Below are 19,761 nucleotides of genomic sequence, written 5' to 3'. Positions count from 1 at the left end.
CCAGTCAATTTGCCCTGAATGGGTTTGACAGCTCAAAAAATCATGATATCCCTGTATTCCCAGTTGGTTACAGGTAAGGTGCTTCAGTGCTTGTCGTACTAAGGTTGAATTTAGTTAAGTCATGCGCAAAAGCGGTATGACGTCTGGGATTAACACTATTCGGAATGCTTGTACCCCACAGCGAGTGACGGCGGGCCTTGTCTTTCTTCCATTGCTTGCCTACGCGTTTCCTCCGTTTCTGGTCGCGGATCTGAGCTTCGGTTTGCGTCTTCTTTTCTGGACCGGGGTGATGGTTCTTGCCCTGACAGTCACCGGGTTGGCGCGCAACTTGATGCAGAAAAACCCCGTTCTGTTGAATGTTCCCGTCCGTGATCTGGCATTCGCGGCACTGATCCTGGTTCTGTTCACGCCGTCCCTTTGGATGTTGGCATGGATCCTGTTCACCTGCGGAGGTCACATGGCACCAGGCGCCCAGACCGTCGCGGTATATGGGGTCCTGTTTGCAACGGGTTTGGTTCTTGTGCAACGCAATGATCTGAACCCATTGATGGCCTCGACACCTGAAACCGAGAGGCCGCGTCTGATCAGGCGTCTGCCGCCTGACTTCCATGGTCAAATCCATCGTTTGACGGTCAGGGACCACAATGTGGATATTGTCACTTCGGAAGGCACGTTCACGGTCCGCTCACGCTTTACGGACGCAATTGCCGAGATGGAGCCGGTTCCCGGACACTGTTCGCACCGTTCACATTGGGTGGTGGACGCGTCCATCGTAGGGGTTGAAAAATCGGGGGGCAAAACCTTTTTGCGCCTGATGAACGGCGATCTGGTTCCAGTAAGCCGCAAGTACAAACCGAAATTGGAAGAAGACGGGTTGATCTGAACTCAACGCGGCATTGGAATCATCTGTGGTTGCTGGCCCGTCAGAATGGCTATTGCGTCCGCGCCCAAAAGATCGGAAAGTGCCCGATCCGAACTGCGCAACCCCCCAGTGTAAGTTCCGTAGGCAGGCAGGATCAGCCGATTTCTGTCCAGCAGAAAGGCAGGTCGTGAAATGTGCCTGCCTTTCGTCCGAATCTGTGCTTTCGGATGAAAATGGCCTGAAATTTCACCTTGCGGCCGATCCTGGGCGATGTGACGAAAGACAAGAGGGCCGCACTGCCATTCGACCAGATGAGAGCCCCCCATCTCGATCGGGCCGGGATCGTGATTGCCTTCGATCCAGATCCATTGTCGCCCGGCCTGCAAAGTCGCAATCCTCAACCCTTCTGCGTCGGGCAAGGCTTGGGCCGCTTCGAGATCGTCAAAGCTATCACCCAGGCAGATGACGGTTTCGGCGTTGGTGTGTTCCAGATCGCGCGCCAGCCGGTCAAGCGTTTCGCGACTGTCATAAGGCGGCAGCGTAGCCCCGCGCCGACGGGCCATACGTTCGGATTTTCCCAGATGCAGGTCCGAAACGCAGAGAAGTCGCTGCGCCGGCCACCATAATGCGCCAGACGGCAACGCATCGAGTTGCTGGCCTGCAAAGGAAAACTTGCACACGTTCATGATACGTTCTTGACCTGATTCCACATCTTGCGCAAGGGGATCAAAGCTGGTCCAGCCCGGCGGCTTCCAGCAGGCGCGCACTTTCTTCTGCAAGCAGCCTTTCTTCGGCGGCCCCTTTGACAGGCACCTTTCCGACCTCAAGAAACAGCGGCGCGGCCAGTGGGGAAACGCGGTCCAGACGCAGCAGATCGATGCGGTCGCCAATGCGCGCCAGCATCGCCTCGATCCGACCGAAGTCAACCAACCCGCGCATGGCTTCTTCGCGGGTGATCTGCATCAACAGATGATCGGGATCATATTTCAGCAAAGTGTCATAGAGAATATCCGACGAAAACGTGGCTTGCCGCCCGGTTTTCCGTTGCCCGGCCATGTTGCGTTCGATCAGACCGGCAATCGTGGCCGACGCGCGAAAGGTACGCTTCATGACTGCGTTGCCTGCCAGCCATGTGTCCAGCCCGTCACGCAGCGCTTCGGGTTGAAACAAGGGACGCGGGTCAGTGACCGCATCCAAACCCCAAATCAGCGTGGCATAGTCTGTGGCGACAAACCCCAGCGGGGCCAAACCGGTTTCCTCCATCCGCTTGGTCAGCAGCAGCCCCAGTGTTTGTTGCGCGTTGCGGCCGGCGAATCCGTATACGCACAGATGCTCTCGGCCGTCGCTTGGAAAGCTTTCGATGAGCAGACGATCGCGTTGAGGCAGGCGGGACATTTGGCGCTGCAAGTCCAGCCAATCAGCCGTATGAGAAGGCAGGTGCGGCCAGTCAGTTTGGGCGAACATGCGCAGAATGCGGTCGCTGAGTTGCGTTGAGGTCGCAAATTTCGTGCCCGAGAAGGTCGCGATCTTTGGTTTGCGATCGGCGCGACGGCTGACTTCGACCACCATTTCGCGCAGACCTTCATACCGTACGATCTGTCCGCCGATCAGGAAGGTATCGCCGGGGGTCAGCGAAGCAGCGAAGGCTTCCTCGACTTCGCCCAACGGCTTACCGCCACGGCTGCGTTTAAGGCGAACTTTGAGTGTATCCGTGTCCTGAATCGTGCCCAGATTCATGCGAATGCGCGACGCTGCGCGGGGATCGCGCAATTGCCATTGCCCGTCGGCACGCTTCTGCAACCTTTGCCATCGATCATAGGCGCGCAAGGCGTAGCCGCCGGTGGCACAGAAATCCAGACAGGCGTCAAATTCCGGTCGGGTCAACTGTGCGTAAGGTCCGGCGGATGTCATCTCGGCATATAGATCATCAGCGTCAAAGGGCCCCGCACAGGCCGCAATCAGAACGTGCTGGCACAGCACATCGCGGGGGCCGGGGCCTCGGGGTTCTCCGTCCAGATCATGGGCTTTGGCGGCCTCGAGCGCAGCGACGCATTCGACAACCTCAAATCGGTTCGCAGGAACCAGCAGCGCCTTGGAAGGCGCGTTGTAGCGGTGGTTGGCCCGACCAATCCTTTGCACCAGCCGCTTGACGTTCTTGGGCGCACCGATCTGAATCACCAAATCGACATCGCCCCAATCAATGCCCAGATCGAGGCTGCCGGTGCAGACGATGGCACGCAATTCGCCACGCACCATCGCGGCCTCGACCCGCTCGCGTTGCTGTCGGTCAAGGCTGCCATGATGGATGCCGATGGGCAGGCCGTCGTCATTCGCCAGCCATAGATTATGAAAGTAGATCTCGGCCTGCGCGCGGGTATTGTGAAAGATCAGCGTGGTCTTGTGTCGCCGGATCTGGTCCAGCACAGCCGGAATCGAATAGGCCGCGCCTCCGCCGGACCAGGGCGGCATTTCGGTTGTTTCCAGCATCTGGATGTCCGGGTCCGGGCCGGGATCGGCCTGCACGATCCGGCAGGGGTCCGGGTGGCACGCCAGAAAGCCGGCAATTGCCGCGGGGTCTTCGACCGTGGCTGACAGGCCTACACGGCGCAGACCCGGGTTGAGGCGCTGAAGACGTGCCAGGGCCAGCATCAGCTGATCGCCGCGCTTGCTTTCCGCCAGCGCGTGGATTTCGTCGACGATGATCCGCTGCACCCCATCGAACATGCGCGGCGCATCTTCGTACGAGGTCAGCAGTGCCAGACTTTCCGGTGTGGTCAGCAGGATATGGGGCGGATCGGCCCTTTGGCGTTTTTTCTGCGTGGCCGAGGTGTCACCGGTGCGATCTTCGATCCGGATGGGCAGGCCGATCTCATCCACCGGGGTGCGCAGGTTACGTTTGATATCCGCCGCCAGTGCCTTGAGCGGCGAGACATAGAGCGTATGCAAACCGTTGTGGCCACCGTCGGCCAGCTCGGACAGGGAAGGCAGAAATCCGGCCATGGTCTTGCCGCCACCCGTTGGGGCGATCAGCAAGGTTGCCGGCTCCTTCGCCCGGTCGAACATCTCTTTCTGATGTGGGTGGATGGACCAGCCTTTGGAGGAGAACCACGTACCAATCCGAGCGGGAATCTGCGTCATGGTTGCAGATTACCCGCCCGGAGGAGGGATTGGCACGGTGTTATTTGACGATTTTTTCGTCTTTTACGAACATGTTGGCCCAGGCACGGTCGATCAGTTCGGGGCTCATCTGATAGGGGATGCCTTCGAACTCGCAGATCGAGATCATTTGATCGATCAGGAAGATCGGTTGATAGTTGGCGTAGATATTGTTGATAGTAGGGTATTTGACCTTCAGCAGGTGCACCAGCGCCGCCTCATCCAAAGGCATTCCGCGTTTGCGGGCCACCATGGCAAAGATTTTCAGGAAGTTTTCTTGGTTCGGACCGTCAATCTTGATCTTGAAGAAGATCCGGCGCAAGGCCGCTTGGTCGAAGATCTCATTTGGGTGGAAGTTGGTCGAGAAGATGACCAGCGTGTCAAACGGAACTTCGAACTTTTCACCTGATTGCAGGCCGAGGATATCCTTGTTTTCTTCAAGCGGGACAATCCAACGGTTGACCAGCGCCTGCGGCGGTTCGGCCTGGCGGCCAAGGTCATCCACGATGAAAATGCCACCGGTTGATTTCAGCTGCAACGGGGCCTGATAGGTTCGTGCGGTCGGATTGTAGACCAGATCCAACATACTGAGCGAGAGTTCACCACCGGTTACGACGGTGGGGCGTTCACACTGAACATAGCGAGAATCGAACCGCTTGCGACGACGCAGGCTGTTGGGGTCGTCCGGCTCCTGTTCGATCGCCGTGTGCACGATCGGGTCATAGACCGTGATCACCTGACCTGCATATTCGATAGCATAGGGCACATAGACGTTATCACCCAACGCATCCCGGATGCCGTTCGAGATCGAGGATTTACCGTTGCCCGGAGGACCGTACATCAGAATCGACCGGCCCGCGCTAACCGCCGGGCCCAGATGGTCCAGCAGGCTGTCGGGCAGAACGAGATGACCCATTGCGCCAACCAGTTGCTCTCGCGTGACTTGAATATTTCGGATCGACTGGCGTTTGACCTGCTCGCGATAGACATCCAGCGGCACCGGCATCGCGCCGAAATATTCGGATTGGCTCAGCGCATCCAGCGCACGGGCCTTGCCTGCATCGGTCAGCTGATATCCCATCTCATTGCCGCTGTTGGCGTTCAGTGTCCCGGTCGCTTCAAGCAGTTTCTGATCGCGCGCGATATCGACCAGTTCCTGAGTTACCGATCCCGGGAGACAGATCGCTTCGGCCACTTCAGATACCGTGCTCGCGTTTTTGCGAAAAACCGTCTTCAGAAGGATGTCCCGCATCATTACAAGCGGAAGCTTCATTTCGCCCAAACCCTTGGGGGCAGGGGGGGCCATAACAGAGGAATTCTGCATATTCATGCGCGGTGCTCGTCCATCAATTTGTCACGCCAAGAACCCGAAAAAGGGCGTCTTGAAGAAAAAATGAACCAGCTTTGTGGCGGGACAAAGGCAGCGACAAGGCGCGCTGATGATAGTTTACGATCCGAGAACAGTACCCAAAATCAGGTACATGGCCAATGATCCGCCCAGGGCGAAACCCATCGGAAACTGCTTGCCCCGGCTCCAGCTTTCCCAATGCGGCGCGATCGTGCGCAACCTTGTGATTTTGGCCAAACGATGTGTGACCACGGCAGCCAGAACGCAGGCGGTCAGGATCATCAGTATAATTCTCAGATCGCCCAGCCAGACAAACGCCGAAGCGGCGGCCAGAAATTTGGCATCGCCTGCGCCCATGGTGCCCGCGGCATTCAGGAAGATACCGATAACCAAAACCACAACGATATGCAGCAATTGCCAGAAATAGATCGGCATAGACACGGTGATCGGCCCCAGATTGCCGCTGAGGCTGCCTGTAGACCAGGGTGGAATGGCGATCAGACCTATCACGATGTAAACCAGCGTCAGCGCAAGGACTGCATGGTTCTTGATCCGCATCTCACGCATATCCGTGAAGGCCACGTAAAAGCAGATCGGCAGCACAAACGGCAGAAACCAGGCCGCTGCCACTGCGGGTATTTGCATGTGTCAGGCCCCTTCAAGCGCCCGAAGCGAGCGGACCGCCTCGTCGAAATGCTGCGGGTGGGTTGAAATGGCTTCGCGGAACAGGTTCTTGGCGGTGGTTATATCGCCCTGCTTGACTGCCGAAATACCCATCGTGTTGAGCAGACGCGCCCGCTCGACCTGAGTCATCGGGACGACTGGCAGGCTGTAGTTGCCTTGCGCCGATCGGGCCAAAACCAGGTTGTTCTTGGCAGTAAACAGCGAGTTGTCCTGGCGGATCGCTTCCGAGAACAACCGCTCGGCTTCGGCATATTCGCCGCGGGTCAGTTTGGAATATCCCCAGTTGTTCATTACACTGCCCGGACGTGTCGTCAGCCCGACAGCGGTTTCATAGAAATGATCCGCGCGTTTCCACTCTTTCCGGGAATCCGCAACGACTGCCTCGAGGCGATACCGTTTGAAGGTTTCAAAGGTGGGGGGAACCGAATCCAGAACCGTTTTGGCCTGCGACCAGTCGCCGTTTCGGACCAATGCGTCCGCGTATTCAACCTTGTCCGCGGCGTTCGAGCCTTTCATCGTTGTGACGCGCTTCCATGCGGTCACGGCCTCGGTCGTGCGTTTGGCGCGGCCCAAAGAAATTGCCAGTCCGCGCTGAAGATCGATCCGGTCCGGGTTCTTGAGCGCTGCACCGTGGAAATAGGTCACTGCTTCGTTTGGATCTGCGGCGCTCAGAAGAACATCGTTCAGGTTTGTTTCGTCAATGACGTTCACTTCCTGAAACGTTCGTTCAACCTTTTCCTCTTCGGTTTCCTTTGCACAGGCCGACAGGATTAGACCACTGATAACAACACTCGGAATCAAGAATTGCTGGCGCATTTTTTGCGTCCTTTACTGCTCTCGCCTCAATTACTGGATCTTGCGTAGCGTGAATTGCCCGTCGCCAAGCTGCTCCAGTGTGTATTCTTGTTGTTCTTGTGGGTTATTATTAACAGGATTTTCCATTTTTGCGAGTGCTAAGCGCAGATTGTCCCGGATTGCGTCACTTTCGCCATTGTCCAGCGCATAGGCCCGCTGAAACACTTGCGCGGCCTCGGGGTATTCCTGTTTTTCCATCAGTAGGACACCGAGATTGTTCCAGGCCACCGGCCAGTCCGTGTCGTCTTCGACGGCTCTGCGCAGCAGTTTTTCGGCCTGTCCCAAGCGGCGTAGCCCCACATTTGCGGTACCCAGAGAGGTTAGGACCTGGGGCGTCATACCCTGTTCAAGCGCGGCCCGGGTAAAGGTATCAAGCGCCAGTTCGTATTCTCCGGCGGCCATCAATCTGTTTCCGACCTCGATGTTGTCCTCTGCCTGACCCTTGGCGTCAATTCCCGGTGCATCCAATCCGTTGGATGACAGGCCTTCTGTGCAAGAAGCCACCATGGCAAAAACCATGGTGGCCCGGAGCATTCGGCGAAACCCGGAAGGGAAGCACCTGAATTCAGCTTTCATATGGTTCTATCCGACCTAGCGTCCAAAACTCGAAATAACATTCGCCGACGGGCCAACCAGAATAATCAGCAGCGGTGGGACCGTCAGCATCATTGTGACAAGAGTCATCTTGGTCGGCAACTTGTTCGCGGCCTCCTCGGCGCGCATCACGCGTTTGTCGCGCATCTCGCCGGCGTAAACCCGCAATGCCTCGGCAATCGATGTACCAAATGTCGCCGATTGGATCATAACGGTGACAAAAGAGTTCACATCCTGCACACCACATCGCACGCCGAAATCACGCAGGACGGTGTCCTTGTCCTTACCAGCCTTCATTTCGTGCGCGACAGTTTCGAATTCCTGCGCGATATCCGGATACGACGCACTCATTTCGCTGGCAACGCGAACGATGGCCTGATCAAGCGATTGGCCGGCCTCGACACAGACCAGCATCAAATCGAGCGTATCAGGAAAGCCAGCGGTAATTGCTTCCTTCCGTTCTTCAACCCTGCGCGTGATCCAGTATTTTGGAGCGAAATAGCCAATCGCACCGGGGACAAGCACTCGGATCATCATCTGTGTTCCGGTAAATTCCTGGCCGCCGGAAAAGACCGTGACCAGCAGAACACCAATGAAAATACCAAGGATACCCAAGGAAAACTGCGCAAAGTGGAAGAACCGAACCGAATCCTTCGACCTGTAGCCCGCTTGGCGCAGCTTCAGCTCGACGGCCGAGTATTCTTCTTCGTTTTTGGGCTCAAGGAATGTAGCAAACTTCTCAAGCTGCTCGTTTCGGCTTGAGTTTCGAAGCTGCTCTTTCTTCCCTTTTTTCTGCTTGGGAGGAGCCGCATTCGATCTTTGCAGTTTCTTCAGCGGGTCTTCCGGCTGCTTCATCATCAGCGTGACAGCGACCAGAACCATAAGCAGGCCAAGTACGCCGACAATGATAAGGGGGCCGAATTCGCCCAGGTGCTGGGTTAACAGGTCATTGATGCTGGTCAGGATTTCCATTGTGCTGCCCTCAGACCTTGATGTTGGTGATGATTTTCATGACGATCAGGTTCAATGTCAGCAGGATGGCGACAACAAAACACGCGGGAATAAACCATGGGTGATCCAGCACCTCGTCGTAATAGCCCGGATCTTTGACCAAGATGAAAATCAGACAGGCAACGGGAAACCCGGACAGGAACTTGCCGGACCATTGTGCCTCGGCCGTAATCGCCTTGACGCGACGGAACAGGCGAAAACGAGCGCGGATCACCTTTGCCAATCCGGCCAGAATTTCGGCAAGGTTGCCGCCGGATTGCTGCTGAATACCCACGGCTACGGCAAGAAAGCGCATATCCTGCATGTCCAAACGTTCAGCCATGTCCTTCAGCGCCTCGCCCACATCGCGACCATAGGCACATTCATCAGCGATAACGCCAAATTCGGTTCCCAGCGGATCCTGAACTTCGTTTGCAACCACCTGAATCGTCGACACAAATGGATTGCCAACACGCAGAGATCGAACCATCAGCTCAACCGCATCGGGCAGTTGTTCTTCGATCATACCCATGCGTTTCTTGGCCTTGTGGTTGACCCAGGCGTAAACGCCGCCGATGCCGATTGCGATGGAAACAACGATACGAAGTGCCGTGTCCGTAGCGGTGCCAATGCTCAAACCGACAAAGGCCATGGCTGATACCAGACCCATGATCATGATCAACTGACGGGGAGAGAACGCGATTGCAGCCTTTTGCGCCTTGTCAGCAAGAAGTGAGTACAGAGGAATGCTCTGCGATTTCATATGCTGCTGCATCTCTTTGCGCAGCTGCTCCAGCACCTGTTCGCGTCCGGCACCCTTTTCCAGCATATCCAGGCGTCGGTTGACCCGGCTGTTCAGGCTGATGGACTTGCCGAAGGCGACAAGATAAATGCCCTCGACCAAGGCAAGAACCCCCACAAAGATGGCGACATAAATGATCGCCTCCATAGGCAATTGCATACCTGGTTCTCCTACATTGTGGTTGGGTCGTAGATGGACGCTGGCAAGTCAAAGCCCCACAGACGGAACCGTTCCGAATAGTGGCTGCGGACGCCAGTGGCGGTGAAATGCCCGATGATCTTGTTGTCTGGTGTCAGGCCAACGCGTTGAAAACGAAATATTTCCTGCATGGAAATCACGTCCCCTTCCATCCCGGTGATCTCGGTGATCGAGGTCATCCGGCGTGAACCGTCCTGTAGGCGGCTGGCCTGCACGATCAGGTTCACAGCCGAGGCGATCTGACTGCGGACCGCCTTGATCGGCATTTCGATCCCGGCCATCGCGATCATGTTTTCCAGACGTGAAATGCCGTCACGGGCCGAGTTGGCGTGAATCGTGGTCATCGATCCGTCGTGACCGGTGTTCATGGCCTGCAACATGTCGATGACCTCGGCGCCGCGTGTCTCACCAACGATGATGCGGTCAGGACGCATACGCAGGGCGTTTTTCAGACAGTCGCGCGGGCTGACTTCACCTTTGCCTTCCACGTTGGGCGGGCGGCTTTCCATCCGACCCACATGCGTCTGTTGCAGTTGAAGTTCAGCCGTGTCCTCGATGGTCAGGATCCGCTCGGCATCGTCGATGAAGCTGGACAAGGCGTTGAGCGTGGTTGTTTTACCCGAACCCGTACCCCCGGAAACGATGATATTCAGTCGGGTAGACACGGCGGCCTGCAAATACGCCGCCATTTCTTCGGTGAACGCACCGAAATTGACCAGGTCGTCAATTCCCAGCTTGTCTTTCTTGAATTTACGAATGGAAACAAGCGATCCGTCCACCGCGATCGGGGGCACCATGGCATTGAAACGCGATCCATCGGCCAGACGGGCGTCAACATAGGGGTTGGATTCATCGACACGGCGACCCACGGCGGACACGATCTTGTCGATGATCCGCATCAGGTGCTTTTCATCCTTGAAGGTAATGTCGCTGAGTTCCAGCTTGCCGGCACGTTCCACAAAGATCTGTTGTGGACCGTTCACCAGAATATCGTTGACCGAATCGTCCTGAAGCAGCGCCTCGAGCGGGCCGAGACCCGTCACCTCGTCATACAGTTCCTTGTTCAGCTGGGACCGGTCTTCGCGGTTCAGAACAATGTTTCGTGTTTCCAGAACTTCGCTGGCGATAGCGCTGATTTCAGCGCGCAACTCGGCTTCGCCGGCGTTTTCCAGCGCGGCCAGGTTCAGGTTCTCCAGCAGCTCGCGGTGCAGTTCGATCTTGATCTCACCCAACCGCTCCTTCCGTTTTCGGTCTTTGTCTGAACTTGTGACCTCACCCGCAATCTTTTTCACGGGTTTGCGTGCCACCGCGGTCGCGACAGGTGTCGCCTGTGCAGAAGAAGCCGTTGTTTCAGCCGGTTGTGCCGGCGTTTTGACGGGCTGCGCTGCAGGTTGCTTTTTGTATCTTGAAAACACGGCTTATCCCCCCTTTGGGATGATGTTACGCAGCTTCTTCGGCACTGCTGCCGAGGCTGTGGAGCGATTTCGCCAGCTTTGCGATTTCGCGGCGCAACGGGTTCTTGGCGGCCGCATTTGCCAGAGGCAGACCATGATCCCCACTTTGCATGACCGGTTTGCCACCATCAGGCAGCAGCAGGTCGATGGAGATTCCAAGACTTTCCCCCATGCGTTTCACGCGGCTTTTCCCGTTCAGATCGGTAAATTTCGGCGCTCGGTTCAACGCAAAACGCAGCTTGTTGAATGGCAGTTCCTCAGCCTGCAATGCACGTTTCAGGCGCAGGGCATTCTGGGCGGACCGCATGTCCAACTCGATCAGGGCGAAATACACATGGGCGGCCTGCAAAACTGTTTCCGACCACAGGACCAGCGTTTTTGGCATGTCGACAATGACATAGTCGAAATGCGCGCGCGCCATGTCGATCACGCGCTGAATGTCTTCCGGAGTGATCAAGTCCAGTGGCACCATGTCGGAGGGTGCGGTTAAAACCTGAAGCTTTTCTTCATATGTTTGAAGGGCTTGCGAGAATACTTCGCTGTCCATCGCATCGGTATCCGACAGCATTTCAAACACGGTCTCTCGTCGCGGCAGATCCAGATAGGTGGAAACAGTCCCGTATTGCAGGTCCAGATCGATCAGACACACGGTCGGCGCGTCCTTGTCAGAGGCACATGCCAGTTCCCAGGCCAGGTTAACGGCCAGTGTCGTTGCACCGACACCACCTGCCAGGCCCTGAACGACAAACAAAGCGCCTTCTTTGGACGCGCCGCCGGCCAAAGGAACGGCGGCTGCTTGCGCAACGGCAACCGGGTCGGGCTGCTTCATACGCTCAATGGCTTCCTGCAATTCGCCTTCGGGAAGAGGATAGGGCACGAACTCGTCAGCACCCTTGCGCAGCAGTTGGTGCAGGGATGCCGGGGTAACATCCTCGGCGATCAGAACAACTTTTACTTTCTTTTCATTGGCTTGAGTGATTATCTCACCTAGCAGAGAAAGGTTGTCTTCGTCTTCTCCGTCGATCGCCAGTGCTACGAATTCCAGCGTTTCAGCTTCGGGTTGGCTGAAAAAGGCCAACGCTTCTGCAAATCCCAGATCTCCCCAGCGTTCGCCCAAGATGGCTTCCATGTCTTCGATCAGAAGGTCGAAATTCTGAACATCCCGACTGATGGTGCAGGCCAAGATTGCAGTATTGTCGTCTTGCGGCGTTGCGCTGGTCATAAACACTATCCTCGTCGTGAGGGCTCAGCATGTCATATGAACGAAATCCGCCAGATTGATGTGCTGTCGCCCCAATACGGTCAAATTTGGCCGCAGGTCACCCTATTGTTCACAATGTTGCTTTGAAGTTGGGCGAGAATTGGGCGCAAAAGAACCAATTGTAGGGAAATGGGCGACGATGTCGCCCATTTCAAACGTATTATCCACCGCTGCCAGCGTCTTGGGCGTTCACTTCCTGAATCTGGCTTACAGCGGTCGCACTTTCCACATATTCGCGGTAAATGATCTGAGCGTACTTGCCGTCCAGAAGCTGCGGGTTGCGATCAACGAATCCCGAAACTTCAGTGACCGTTCTGCGATTCCTGCGATCCCGGTTTTGCGTTGCGATCAGCGGTTGCGTTTTGCCAAACGATACCACCGCTTCAAGCCGTGAGCGCGAGATACCCTGCTGCCCCAAAAACGCGACGACTGCTTGAGCGCGGCGAAGGCCAAGGCTTTTGTTGTAGCTGGCCGACCCCACAGCATCCGTATGTCCGTAAACGCGGAACCGGGCCTCGGGGAACTGCTTGATCCAGTCAGCCTGTTGCAAAAGAATGCGCTGAGCCGAAGCATCCAGTTGCGAGCTGTTGAACGCAAAGTTCACCTGGCTGGGTACATCCGCGGCAAACCGGCGGCTGAGTATCTGCGCGTAGGTCAATTCGCCGCTCTGTACCTGGACGTTGTTGAGCGTCGCGTTTCCGAAAGTGCCTGTATCGATCTCGTACCCGGCCTCGCGGGTGCATGCGGCGACAGCGACCGAAAGACCCAGTGTGATAATCCACTTATGCATTGGTCCTATCCTCCTGATCAATCTAGGACGTAGCCGTAGGAGCTGCCGAAGTTCTGCTTGGCAACTTCTGACGCTCCGCCGGCGCCCGTACGCTGTGTGCGCGCCACCTGGCCGTTCAAGAACAAGTCAAATTCGCTGGGCGGTTTGACCCGATCGGTTGGAAGCGCAAGAGTTTCGCCCCGAGTCGGTGAAACCAGATGCGCGGTGATGATAACGACGAGTTCACTTTGCTCGCGCTGGTAGTTGGCGCTGCGGAACAATGCACCCAGAACCGGCACATCTCCCAACCATGGGATCTGGTTGCTTAGATCCGCGAAATCGTCCTGGATCAGGCCTGCAATGGCAAAGCTTTCACCATCGCGAAGTTCAATCGTTGTTTTTGCCCGGCGGGTGATGAAGCTAGGAACCGAATCCCCGTTGATGGTAAAATCCGAGCTGTTGTCGATACTTGAAACAGCCGTGCCCATCTCAAGGTTGATCAGATCGCCATCTACGACGCGTGGGATGAAGTCCATTTCAACGCCGAAGGCCTTATATTCGATGGCCACAACGCCGTCATCCTGCGGTACCGGGATGGGAACTTCGCCACCGGCTAGGAACGATGCCTCCTGGCCGGACAGCGCGGACAGATTCGGCTCGGCCAGGCTGCGGGCCAGCCCCTTGGTTTCCAGCGCTTCCAGCAACAGGCGAACCTGCGTCGAACCCGCGCCAAACCCAAACAGGATCGCACCGGTATTGGCCTGAACTGCCGGAATGTTGTTCGCCAAAGCGTTGTTCAGTGCGAACTGGTTGTTGAGCGTGTTAAAGCCTCCGGTAACGTCGCTTCCACCGAAGCCAAGCGACGCTGTCAGGCTTTTGGCGACCGAGCGGTTCATCTCTGCAAAGCGGACCTTCAGCATGACCTGCTGCACACCACCGACCGACATCAGGTTCGAGACACGCTCGGGGGCATACCGTTCAGCCAGTTCCAGCGCGCGCGCCAGTTTGGCCGAGCTGGAGATCGTACCGGACAAAACAATGCCATCATTGGCTGTGCGAACCTCGATGGGTTCGTTGGGCAGGATTTGACGCAGACGTTCCTTGAATTCTGTAACATCCGGTGCGACCCGGACGCGGACATTGGCCAAAAGATTGCCCGCGCCGTCAAACAGTGTCAGCGTGGTCAGGCCAGGCGCCTTGCCCAGAACATAGATCGTGCGCTCCGACAACGACGAGATGTCTGCAATGCCGGCATTGGCAATGCTGAGCTCTGCGAAAGGTTGTTCGCTTTCTACGACAATTGCGCGGTTCATCGGGACGTCCAGTGTTTCCACAGTCCCTTTTTTCACCACGCGCAAAGTTTCAGCCCAGGCGGTGTCGCCAATGGGGCCCATAACAAGCGACAACCCCAGCAGGGTTGCGCTGATCCAGGTACGTATTGTCATGTGACCTGCCTCTCCGATCACGCCTCGTTTTTTTGGGTCTTATGCCCTATGGGAGGAGAGACTGCGCGAAATCCGAATTTATTGCAATAATCAATGGTTTCCGTAAGTTTCCTTATGTGGGGAATTGGCAACATCCGCAAAAAAATGAGCCGCACCAAGGGCGCGGCTCTGAACCTGTAACGTTCTGAATTGGCGTCAATTTGTGCAGGGGATAGGCACATTTACAATTTCGCCACCGCGGCGAATACGTGTCGTGCATACCCTTTCGGCTTTTGCTTCTGGTTCCGGCGCGGCTTCTTGAATTCCCAACAGCTTGCGCTGATCCACTTCAATCGTAGAGGCAACGGACTCATCCTGTACCCCAACCAGAGCCAAGGAAAGACGCCCCGTGTTCTGAGCCTGTGCCAAAGCCGCGACCTGTTCAGGTGTGGCTGCGACCGTGACTGTACGTGCAATGGTTGTGTTGGTGACGTCTGAACCAGCGGTCTGATCGACGGCAATAAGCTGCACGTTGGTTTCGATCAGGCGGGTAATTCCGCCGCTGTTCCCTTCGATGGTTCCACTGGAACCGGTCCAATAGATGTCAACACTGTCGCCGGGCCGCAGGAATCCTGAAACGCCAGAAGCTACGTCAACGCTGATCGCGAAGGCACGCATACCTTTTTCCAGACGTGACGTCAGGCCGGCCTTTTCGCCTGGACGAGTGATCTTGACCTCCATGATCGCTTCGTCTTTTTCCATTGCCCTCAAAACGAAACGTTCATTTGCGCCGCTTTCGGGGAACAGGGCAGTGAGTTCGGTGAATGTACCTTCCGGAATCGCGTTTTCCGGCCAGTCAACTGCGCGGATATCTTCCTCGGTAAGTCGCTCGCCGTATTTTAGGGCGCGGTTCGACACCAATACAGTGACTGTCGGAACAACATCGACTTTGGCATTGGCCAGAGCCTCTTCCGCAGCAAGCCTTTGGCGTGCCAGTTCACTTTGGTAAGCCGCGATATAGTTTCGCGCCATGTATACGGCGCCCCCGGCCAGTGCAACGCCGACAATCAGGACAAGTCCGAAAACTGCTCGCATGCGTGTACCTCATTCTTTTGTTTGGTCGAATACTTAGCGGCCAAGGAACCACATTGAAACAGCCTATTTGCTAACCGCAAATTGTGTCGAAATGTGGGACAAAAATGCCTGATTGTCAGATTTCTGCGCCTTCTTCCGCACAATTCCGCATGGTTATTGTTACCTTTCCCATGATTGCCAGCGGACCGAGCGTAACAAAACAACGCTGCACCCAACGGGCGCAGCGCTTTGCTTCGAAAGGGTTAAGCAAGACGTTTTTGAAAACCAGCCAGAGCGCGCACCAGCTGCAACTTAGCCGCCGCCGCCGGCAGTTCCCGCCGTGATAATACCAGAAGGTGCAGTATTCGAGCCGGTGCTGACGACGGCGCTGTTCATGGCCCCGTTGATATTGCCGCCCATGCTGTCGACGCTTGAGCTTATTACAAGGTAGGTCGCGCCCGACAATCCTATGACCACTGCGGTCAACACCACCCAGTCAACTGTCACCGCTCCTGCTTCGTCAGATTTGAACTGATTAAGGAACCTTAACATGTGCTTATCTCCAAATACGTCGCGTCAGTGCTAACAACAGGTTGGCCTGAAACTGGTTCGCATGGATGGCGAAAGTTGGGCTAAATATTGATTTCGTAGGGAAATTTTGAGCTCCTACCAGGTTTCGCGCGTTAGTCGAATTGATTGGAGCAGAAGAAACGCGGCAATTACAGCAAAACGCCATGATCGTCGCGATTGCCTTCACAACTTGCGCGCGGGCAGGCTCCAGCGAACTTGGGATGGAGCAGTTTCAGATCATAAAAAAGGCCGCGCCCGATGAGCGCGGCCTTGGAAATTCTCTAGATCAGCAACTTAGTTGCTTTTGCCTTCGCCGGTGATACCACCTGTCGCGGTGTTGCTGCCGGTGCTCAGCGATGCGGCGTTCAGCGCTTCGTTTACGCCGGTTGCCAGGCCAGTGGCGCCAGCCGAGATCTGCTGATAAGCAACGGCGGCCAGGCCGATGACTGCTGCGGTCAGAACAACCCAGTCAACTGTTACTGCGCCGTCTTCGTCTTTGCGGAAGTTCTTGATGAACTTGATCATGTTACGTCCCTCCTAAAGGATCAAAAAGTGTTTAACAAACCTAGGCGTCTTTCAGAGCTTTCTCTCTCAGTCCGCTCATGTCCGTCTCGGTATGGGACTATGTTTGACTGTTGGGCGTGGCAGGAATTGGGCCAAACACCGATTTTTTTTCGTACGGCTTAACTTTTTGGTTATAAATTTGATAACCGATTGAAAAAACAAGATAAAAAAATCTCTTCGATTGAACCGAGGGCCCTGTAGCGATGCAAAATTGCGCCAAATGAGGCGAAACTGCCCCATTTCGCTTTGTTTTTCTGGCCTTGCGGGAAGATTCGGGGTTCAAATCGCCTAAAAAGAAAACACGAGGCAGGCAAATGAATCTCCGGAACGCACTTCAATGCGCCGGTGTGCTGGCGTTTCTGATATCGGGCACCGCATCTGTAAATGCGACCGAGACAGAGCCGCGCGGCGTATACAAGCGCGTCAAAGCCCCAAAACCCGGTGAACGTCCGCGTGTGACCGTGCAGATCACTCCGGAAGAACACGCAGCTAACCCTTCAGCCCCCAGCACGGGCACTGAACTGGTAGTCCCGGAAATCATCGCGCGTACCAAAGTCACCCCGCTGCCAGCGCCGGGTGCGGAAGTCAAACGAGATCCCAAAGGATCGTACAAGGCTTTCTGGAGCCGGATTTCACCGCACATTGATGAACGCGGGGCCGGGCGGCTTGACGCGGCGATCAACGCCCTGGCCGCAACCAACGTGAGATCACCGCGACTGCAATCGCTGCAAGATATCGCAAAGGAACGCGGGATCGATATCCTCCGTTCCACTGTGGGAACTAATGTTTCACCTGCGCTGGTGCTTGCGGTCATCTCGGTGGAATCGGCCGGACGTGCAGACGCGGTCAGTTCCGCAGGCGCACAAGGGCTTATGCAATTGATGCCCGCGACAGCGGCCAGATTCGGGGTAAAGGACAGCCTTAAGCCCTCTGAGAACATTGCGGGTGGTGTGAAATACCTCAACTGGCTGATGGAAGAGTTCGGGAATGATCCAATACTTGTATTGGCTGGATACAACGCGGGAGAGGGGGCCGTGCGCAAACACAGCGGTGTGCCACCCTATGCTGAAACTCGGGACTACGTGCCAAAAGTCCTCGCCGCGTTTCAGATCGCGCGGGCTTTGTGCGCAACGCCGCCAGACCTGATTTCTGATGGCTGTGTTTTTCAGACGTCCAACTAATAAGGCCCGCCGTGATCCGGCGGGCCTTTCCATTTGATCAGGAAACGATTGTCGCTTCCGTTGCGGCGCGCAGCTCATCTTCGCTGACACCTTCCGCCAGTTCGACGATTTTCAGACCGCCTTCAACCACATCCAGCACACCCAGATTGGTGATGATGCGATCCACGACGCCCTTTCCGGTCAGTGGCAGGGTGCATTCCTTCAGGACCTTGCTGTCGCCATGCTTGTTGGTGTGATCCATCACGACAATCACTCGGCCCACGCCTGCAACCAGGTCCATCGCGCCGCCCATGCCCTTCACCAGCTTGCCGGGGATCATCCAGTTTGCCAGATCGCCCTTCTCATCCACTTCCATGGCACCCAGAATCGCCGCAGCGATCTTGCCACCGCGGATCATGGCGAAGGATGTGGCACTGTCGAAATAGGCCGTGCGGGACAGTTCGGTGATCGTCTGCTTGCCTGCATTGATAAGGTCCGGGTCTTCTTCGCCCTCAAAGGGGAAGGGGCCCATGCCCAGCATGCCGTTTTCCGATTGCAGAGTGATGTCCTTGTCACCCACATAGTTTGCCACCAGCGTCGGGATCCCGATGCCCAGGTTCACATACATGCCGTCTTCCAGTTCCTCTGCCGCGCGTGCGGCCATCTGATTGCGGTCCCAGGGCATTATGCTTCCTCCTTCTTGCGGGTGGTGCGCTGTTCGATGCGCTTTTCGTGTTCGCCCTGAATGATGCGGTGCACATAGATACCGGGAAGGTGGATGCAGTCGGGGTCCAGCGAACCACGCGGAACGATCTCTTCCACTTCGGCAACGCAGATCTTACCACAGGTCGCAGCAGGAACGTTGAAATTACGGGCGGTCTTGCGGAAAACCAGATTGCCTGTGTCGTCAGCCTTCCAGGCTTTGACGATGGCCAGATCGGCGAAAATGCCTTCTTCCAGAATGTAGGTCTCGCCGTTGAAGTCCTTGTGCTCTTTCCCTTCGGCGATCACGGTGCCGACGCCGGTCTTGGTGTAGAAGCCCGGGATGCCCGCGCCACCGGCGCGCATCCGTTCGGCCAATGTTCCTTGGGGGTTGAATTCCAGCTCCAGCTCACCACTCAGATATTGGCGCATGAACTCGGCGTTTTCACCGACATACGAACTGATCATCTTTTTGACCTGCTTGGTCTGCAACAGGATGCCGATTCCGAAATCGTCCACACCGGCATTGTTCGACGCAAAGCTCAGGTCTTTTACGCCCGAGTCCCTGATGGCCTCAAGCAACAGTTCCGGAATTCCGCAGAGGCCAAACCCGCCTGCGGCAATCAGCATGCCATCCGACAGCACCCCATCGAGCGCCTCGGTGGCATTGGCATAGACTTTCTTCATGGAAAACTCCCCCAATGACATGGTGATGGGCTGGTTGTGCCGCCGTGTCACGGGGAAGTCAATGAAACCAAGGGGGAGGTGGTATTTCTACCAGTGAAATGAGCTGTTGCAATGAACCGGACGGTTCAGCATAAGCGCCGTACCTTTATAGGAGATTGAAAACATGGAACGAATTTGGGTCGGAACGGTCGCAGGTGTTGCGCTTTTGGCTATGTCAGCCTGTGAGCCTGAGCAAGCGACCGTACTTCCGCTCGACGATAACAAGATCAAAGTTATAGGAACCGGTTATTCTGAGAAGTCTTCACTTGAATCCGCAATTTCAACCGCCAACGCACGGTGCGCACAGCAGGGCAAAGAAGCCTTTGTTCTGGCCAGCGATACCGGCTATCAGGGGGTGGACAAGAATGCAGCCCTGATCATCGATGTCCTGACGGCTGCTGCCCAGAACTCAGGCAGCGCACCCGGCTACTATCCTAGCTCAAGCAGCTCGGAAGACTGGCAGACGACGCTCGAAGTCCGGTGCGGCCCACAGCCCAAGTAACACGCTGACAGCCCCCCGTAATGCCGAAACGGCGATTGCGGGGGGCTGTTCAACCCCGACCACCTG

Annotated in this window: 20 protein-coding genes; 3 read left to right on the top strand and 17 right to left on the bottom strand. The window is 56.2% G+C overall.

Translation table 11 applies throughout. The features are described 5' to 3' along the window. Window positions 1-136 precede the first annotated feature (136 nt). Window positions 137-883 (top strand): LytTR family DNA-binding domain-containing protein, encoded by a 747-nt coding sequence (locus tag GS612_RS14395; protein ID WP_171170854.1) that lies wholly within the window; start codon window positions 137-139, stop codon window positions 881-883. 2 nt (window positions 884-885) lie between these two features. Here GS612_RS14395 and pdeM read toward each other — a convergent pair whose 3' ends face one another. From pdeM to GS612_RS14320, 15 genes are all read right to left on the bottom strand, one after another. Beyond that, entirely contained in the window at window positions 886-1,548 is a 663-nt protein-coding gene (gene pdeM / locus GS612_RS14390) for a ligase-associated DNA damage response endonuclease PdeM (RefSeq protein ID WP_171641245.1), read from the bottom strand. 40 nt (window positions 1,549-1,588) lie between these two features. Then, window positions 1,589-4,000 (bottom strand): ligase-associated DNA damage response DEXH box helicase, encoded by a 2,412-nt coding sequence (locus GS612_RS14385; RefSeq protein ID WP_171641243.1) that lies wholly within the window; start codon window positions 3,998-4,000, stop codon window positions 1,589-1,591. 40 nt (window positions 4,001-4,040) lie between these two features. Further along, a complete protein-coding gene (locus GS612_RS14380; protein ID WP_171641241.1) occupies window positions 4,041-5,348 on the bottom strand; it encodes an ATPase in 1,308 nt (435 codons plus the stop codon). Between the two features lie 117 nt (window positions 5,349-5,465). Continuing rightward, window positions 5,466-6,011 (bottom strand): prepilin peptidase, encoded by a 546-nt coding sequence (locus GS612_RS14375; protein ID WP_171205637.1) that lies wholly within the window; start codon window positions 6,009-6,011, stop codon window positions 5,466-5,468. Window positions 6,012-6,014: 3 nt separating this feature from the next. Beyond that, a complete protein-coding gene (locus GS612_RS14370) occupies window positions 6,015-6,866 on the bottom strand; it encodes a lipopolysaccharide assembly protein LapB (protein ID WP_152457242.1) in 852 nt (283 codons plus the stop codon). A gap of 30 nt (window positions 6,867-6,896) precedes the next feature. Next, window positions 6,897-7,439, bottom strand: coding sequence for a tetratricopeptide repeat protein (locus GS612_RS14365; protein ID WP_371809350.1), 543 nt, complete (start codon window positions 7,437-7,439; stop codon window positions 6,897-6,899). 57 nt (window positions 7,440-7,496) lie between these two features. Continuing rightward, entirely contained in the window at window positions 7,497-8,471 is a 975-nt protein-coding gene (locus GS612_RS14360; protein WP_152457243.1) for a type II secretion system F family protein, read from the bottom strand. Between the two features lie 10 nt (window positions 8,472-8,481). After that, window positions 8,482-9,450: a type II secretion system F family protein gene (locus tag GS612_RS14355; RefSeq protein WP_152457244.1), complete on the bottom strand. Its 969-nt coding sequence runs from the start codon at window positions 9,448-9,450 to the stop codon at window positions 8,482-8,484. 11 nt (window positions 9,451-9,461) lie between these two features. Next, entirely contained in the window at window positions 9,462-10,904 is a 1,443-nt protein-coding gene (locus GS612_RS14350; protein ID WP_171641239.1) for an ATPase, T2SS/T4P/T4SS family, read from the bottom strand. A gap of 25 nt (window positions 10,905-10,929) precedes the next feature. Continuing rightward, window positions 10,930-12,165, bottom strand: coding sequence for an AAA family ATPase (locus tag GS612_RS14345; RefSeq protein ID WP_152457246.1), 1,236 nt, complete (start codon window positions 12,163-12,165; stop codon window positions 10,930-10,932). A gap of 199 nt (window positions 12,166-12,364) precedes the next feature. Then, window positions 12,365-12,994: an OmpA family protein gene (locus tag GS612_RS14340; RefSeq protein WP_152457247.1), complete on the bottom strand. Its 630-nt coding sequence runs from the start codon at window positions 12,992-12,994 to the stop codon at window positions 12,365-12,367. 17 nt (window positions 12,995-13,011) lie between these two features. Further along, entirely contained in the window at window positions 13,012-14,418 is a 1,407-nt protein-coding gene (locus GS612_RS14335) for a type II and III secretion system protein family protein (RefSeq protein WP_152457248.1), read from the bottom strand. A 195-nt stretch (window positions 14,419-14,613) separates the two neighbouring features. Further along, window positions 14,614-15,492, bottom strand: a complete 879-nt coding sequence (gene cpaB, locus GS612_RS14330; protein ID WP_152457249.1) for a Flp pilus assembly protein CpaB — start codon at window positions 15,490-15,492, stop codon at window positions 14,614-14,616. Between the two features lie 291 nt (window positions 15,493-15,783). Beyond that, window positions 15,784-16,023 (bottom strand): hypothetical protein, encoded by a 240-nt coding sequence (locus tag GS612_RS14325; protein ID WP_152457250.1) that lies wholly within the window; start codon window positions 16,021-16,023, stop codon window positions 15,784-15,786. 312 nt (window positions 16,024-16,335) lie between these two features. Then, window positions 16,336-16,566, bottom strand: a complete 231-nt coding sequence (locus tag GS612_RS14320) for a Flp family type IVb pilin (RefSeq protein WP_117869713.1) — start codon at window positions 16,564-16,566, stop codon at window positions 16,336-16,338. 353 nt (window positions 16,567-16,919) lie between these two features. Between GS612_RS14320 and GS612_RS14315 the strand changes: the two genes are divergently transcribed. Beyond that, on the top strand, window positions 16,920-17,786 hold the full coding sequence (locus GS612_RS14315) for a lytic transglycosylase domain-containing protein (RefSeq protein WP_171641237.1): 867 nt from the start codon (window positions 16,920-16,922) through the stop codon (window positions 17,784-17,786). A gap of 37 nt (window positions 17,787-17,823) precedes the next feature. On the opposite strand, the gene GS612_RS14310 is transcribed toward GS612_RS14315, so the two are convergent. Further along, entirely contained in the window at window positions 17,824-18,450 is a 627-nt protein-coding gene (locus GS612_RS14310; RefSeq protein ID WP_152457252.1) for a CoA transferase subunit B, read from the bottom strand. Continuing rightward, complete coding sequence (locus GS612_RS14305) at window positions 18,450-19,154, bottom strand: CoA transferase subunit A (RefSeq protein WP_152457253.1); 705 nt, start codon at window positions 19,152-19,154, stop codon at window positions 18,450-18,452. Before GS612_RS14305 ends, GS612_RS14310 begins: the two co-directional genes overlap by 1 nt. A 163-nt stretch (window positions 19,155-19,317) precedes the next feature. Between GS612_RS14305 and GS612_RS14300 the strand changes: the two genes are divergently transcribed. Further along, window positions 19,318-19,695 (top strand): hypothetical protein, encoded by a 378-nt coding sequence (locus GS612_RS14300; RefSeq protein ID WP_171170838.1) that lies wholly within the window; start codon window positions 19,318-19,320, stop codon window positions 19,693-19,695. The last annotated feature ends 66 nt before the right edge of the window (window positions 19,696-19,761 follow it).

Source organism: Ruegeria sp. HKCCD6157 (assembly GCF_013110685.1).
GTDB lineage: Bacteria > Pseudomonadota > Alphaproteobacteria > Rhodobacterales > Rhodobacteraceae > Ruegeria.
This window is presented reverse-complemented; position numbering and strand designations above follow the sequence as displayed.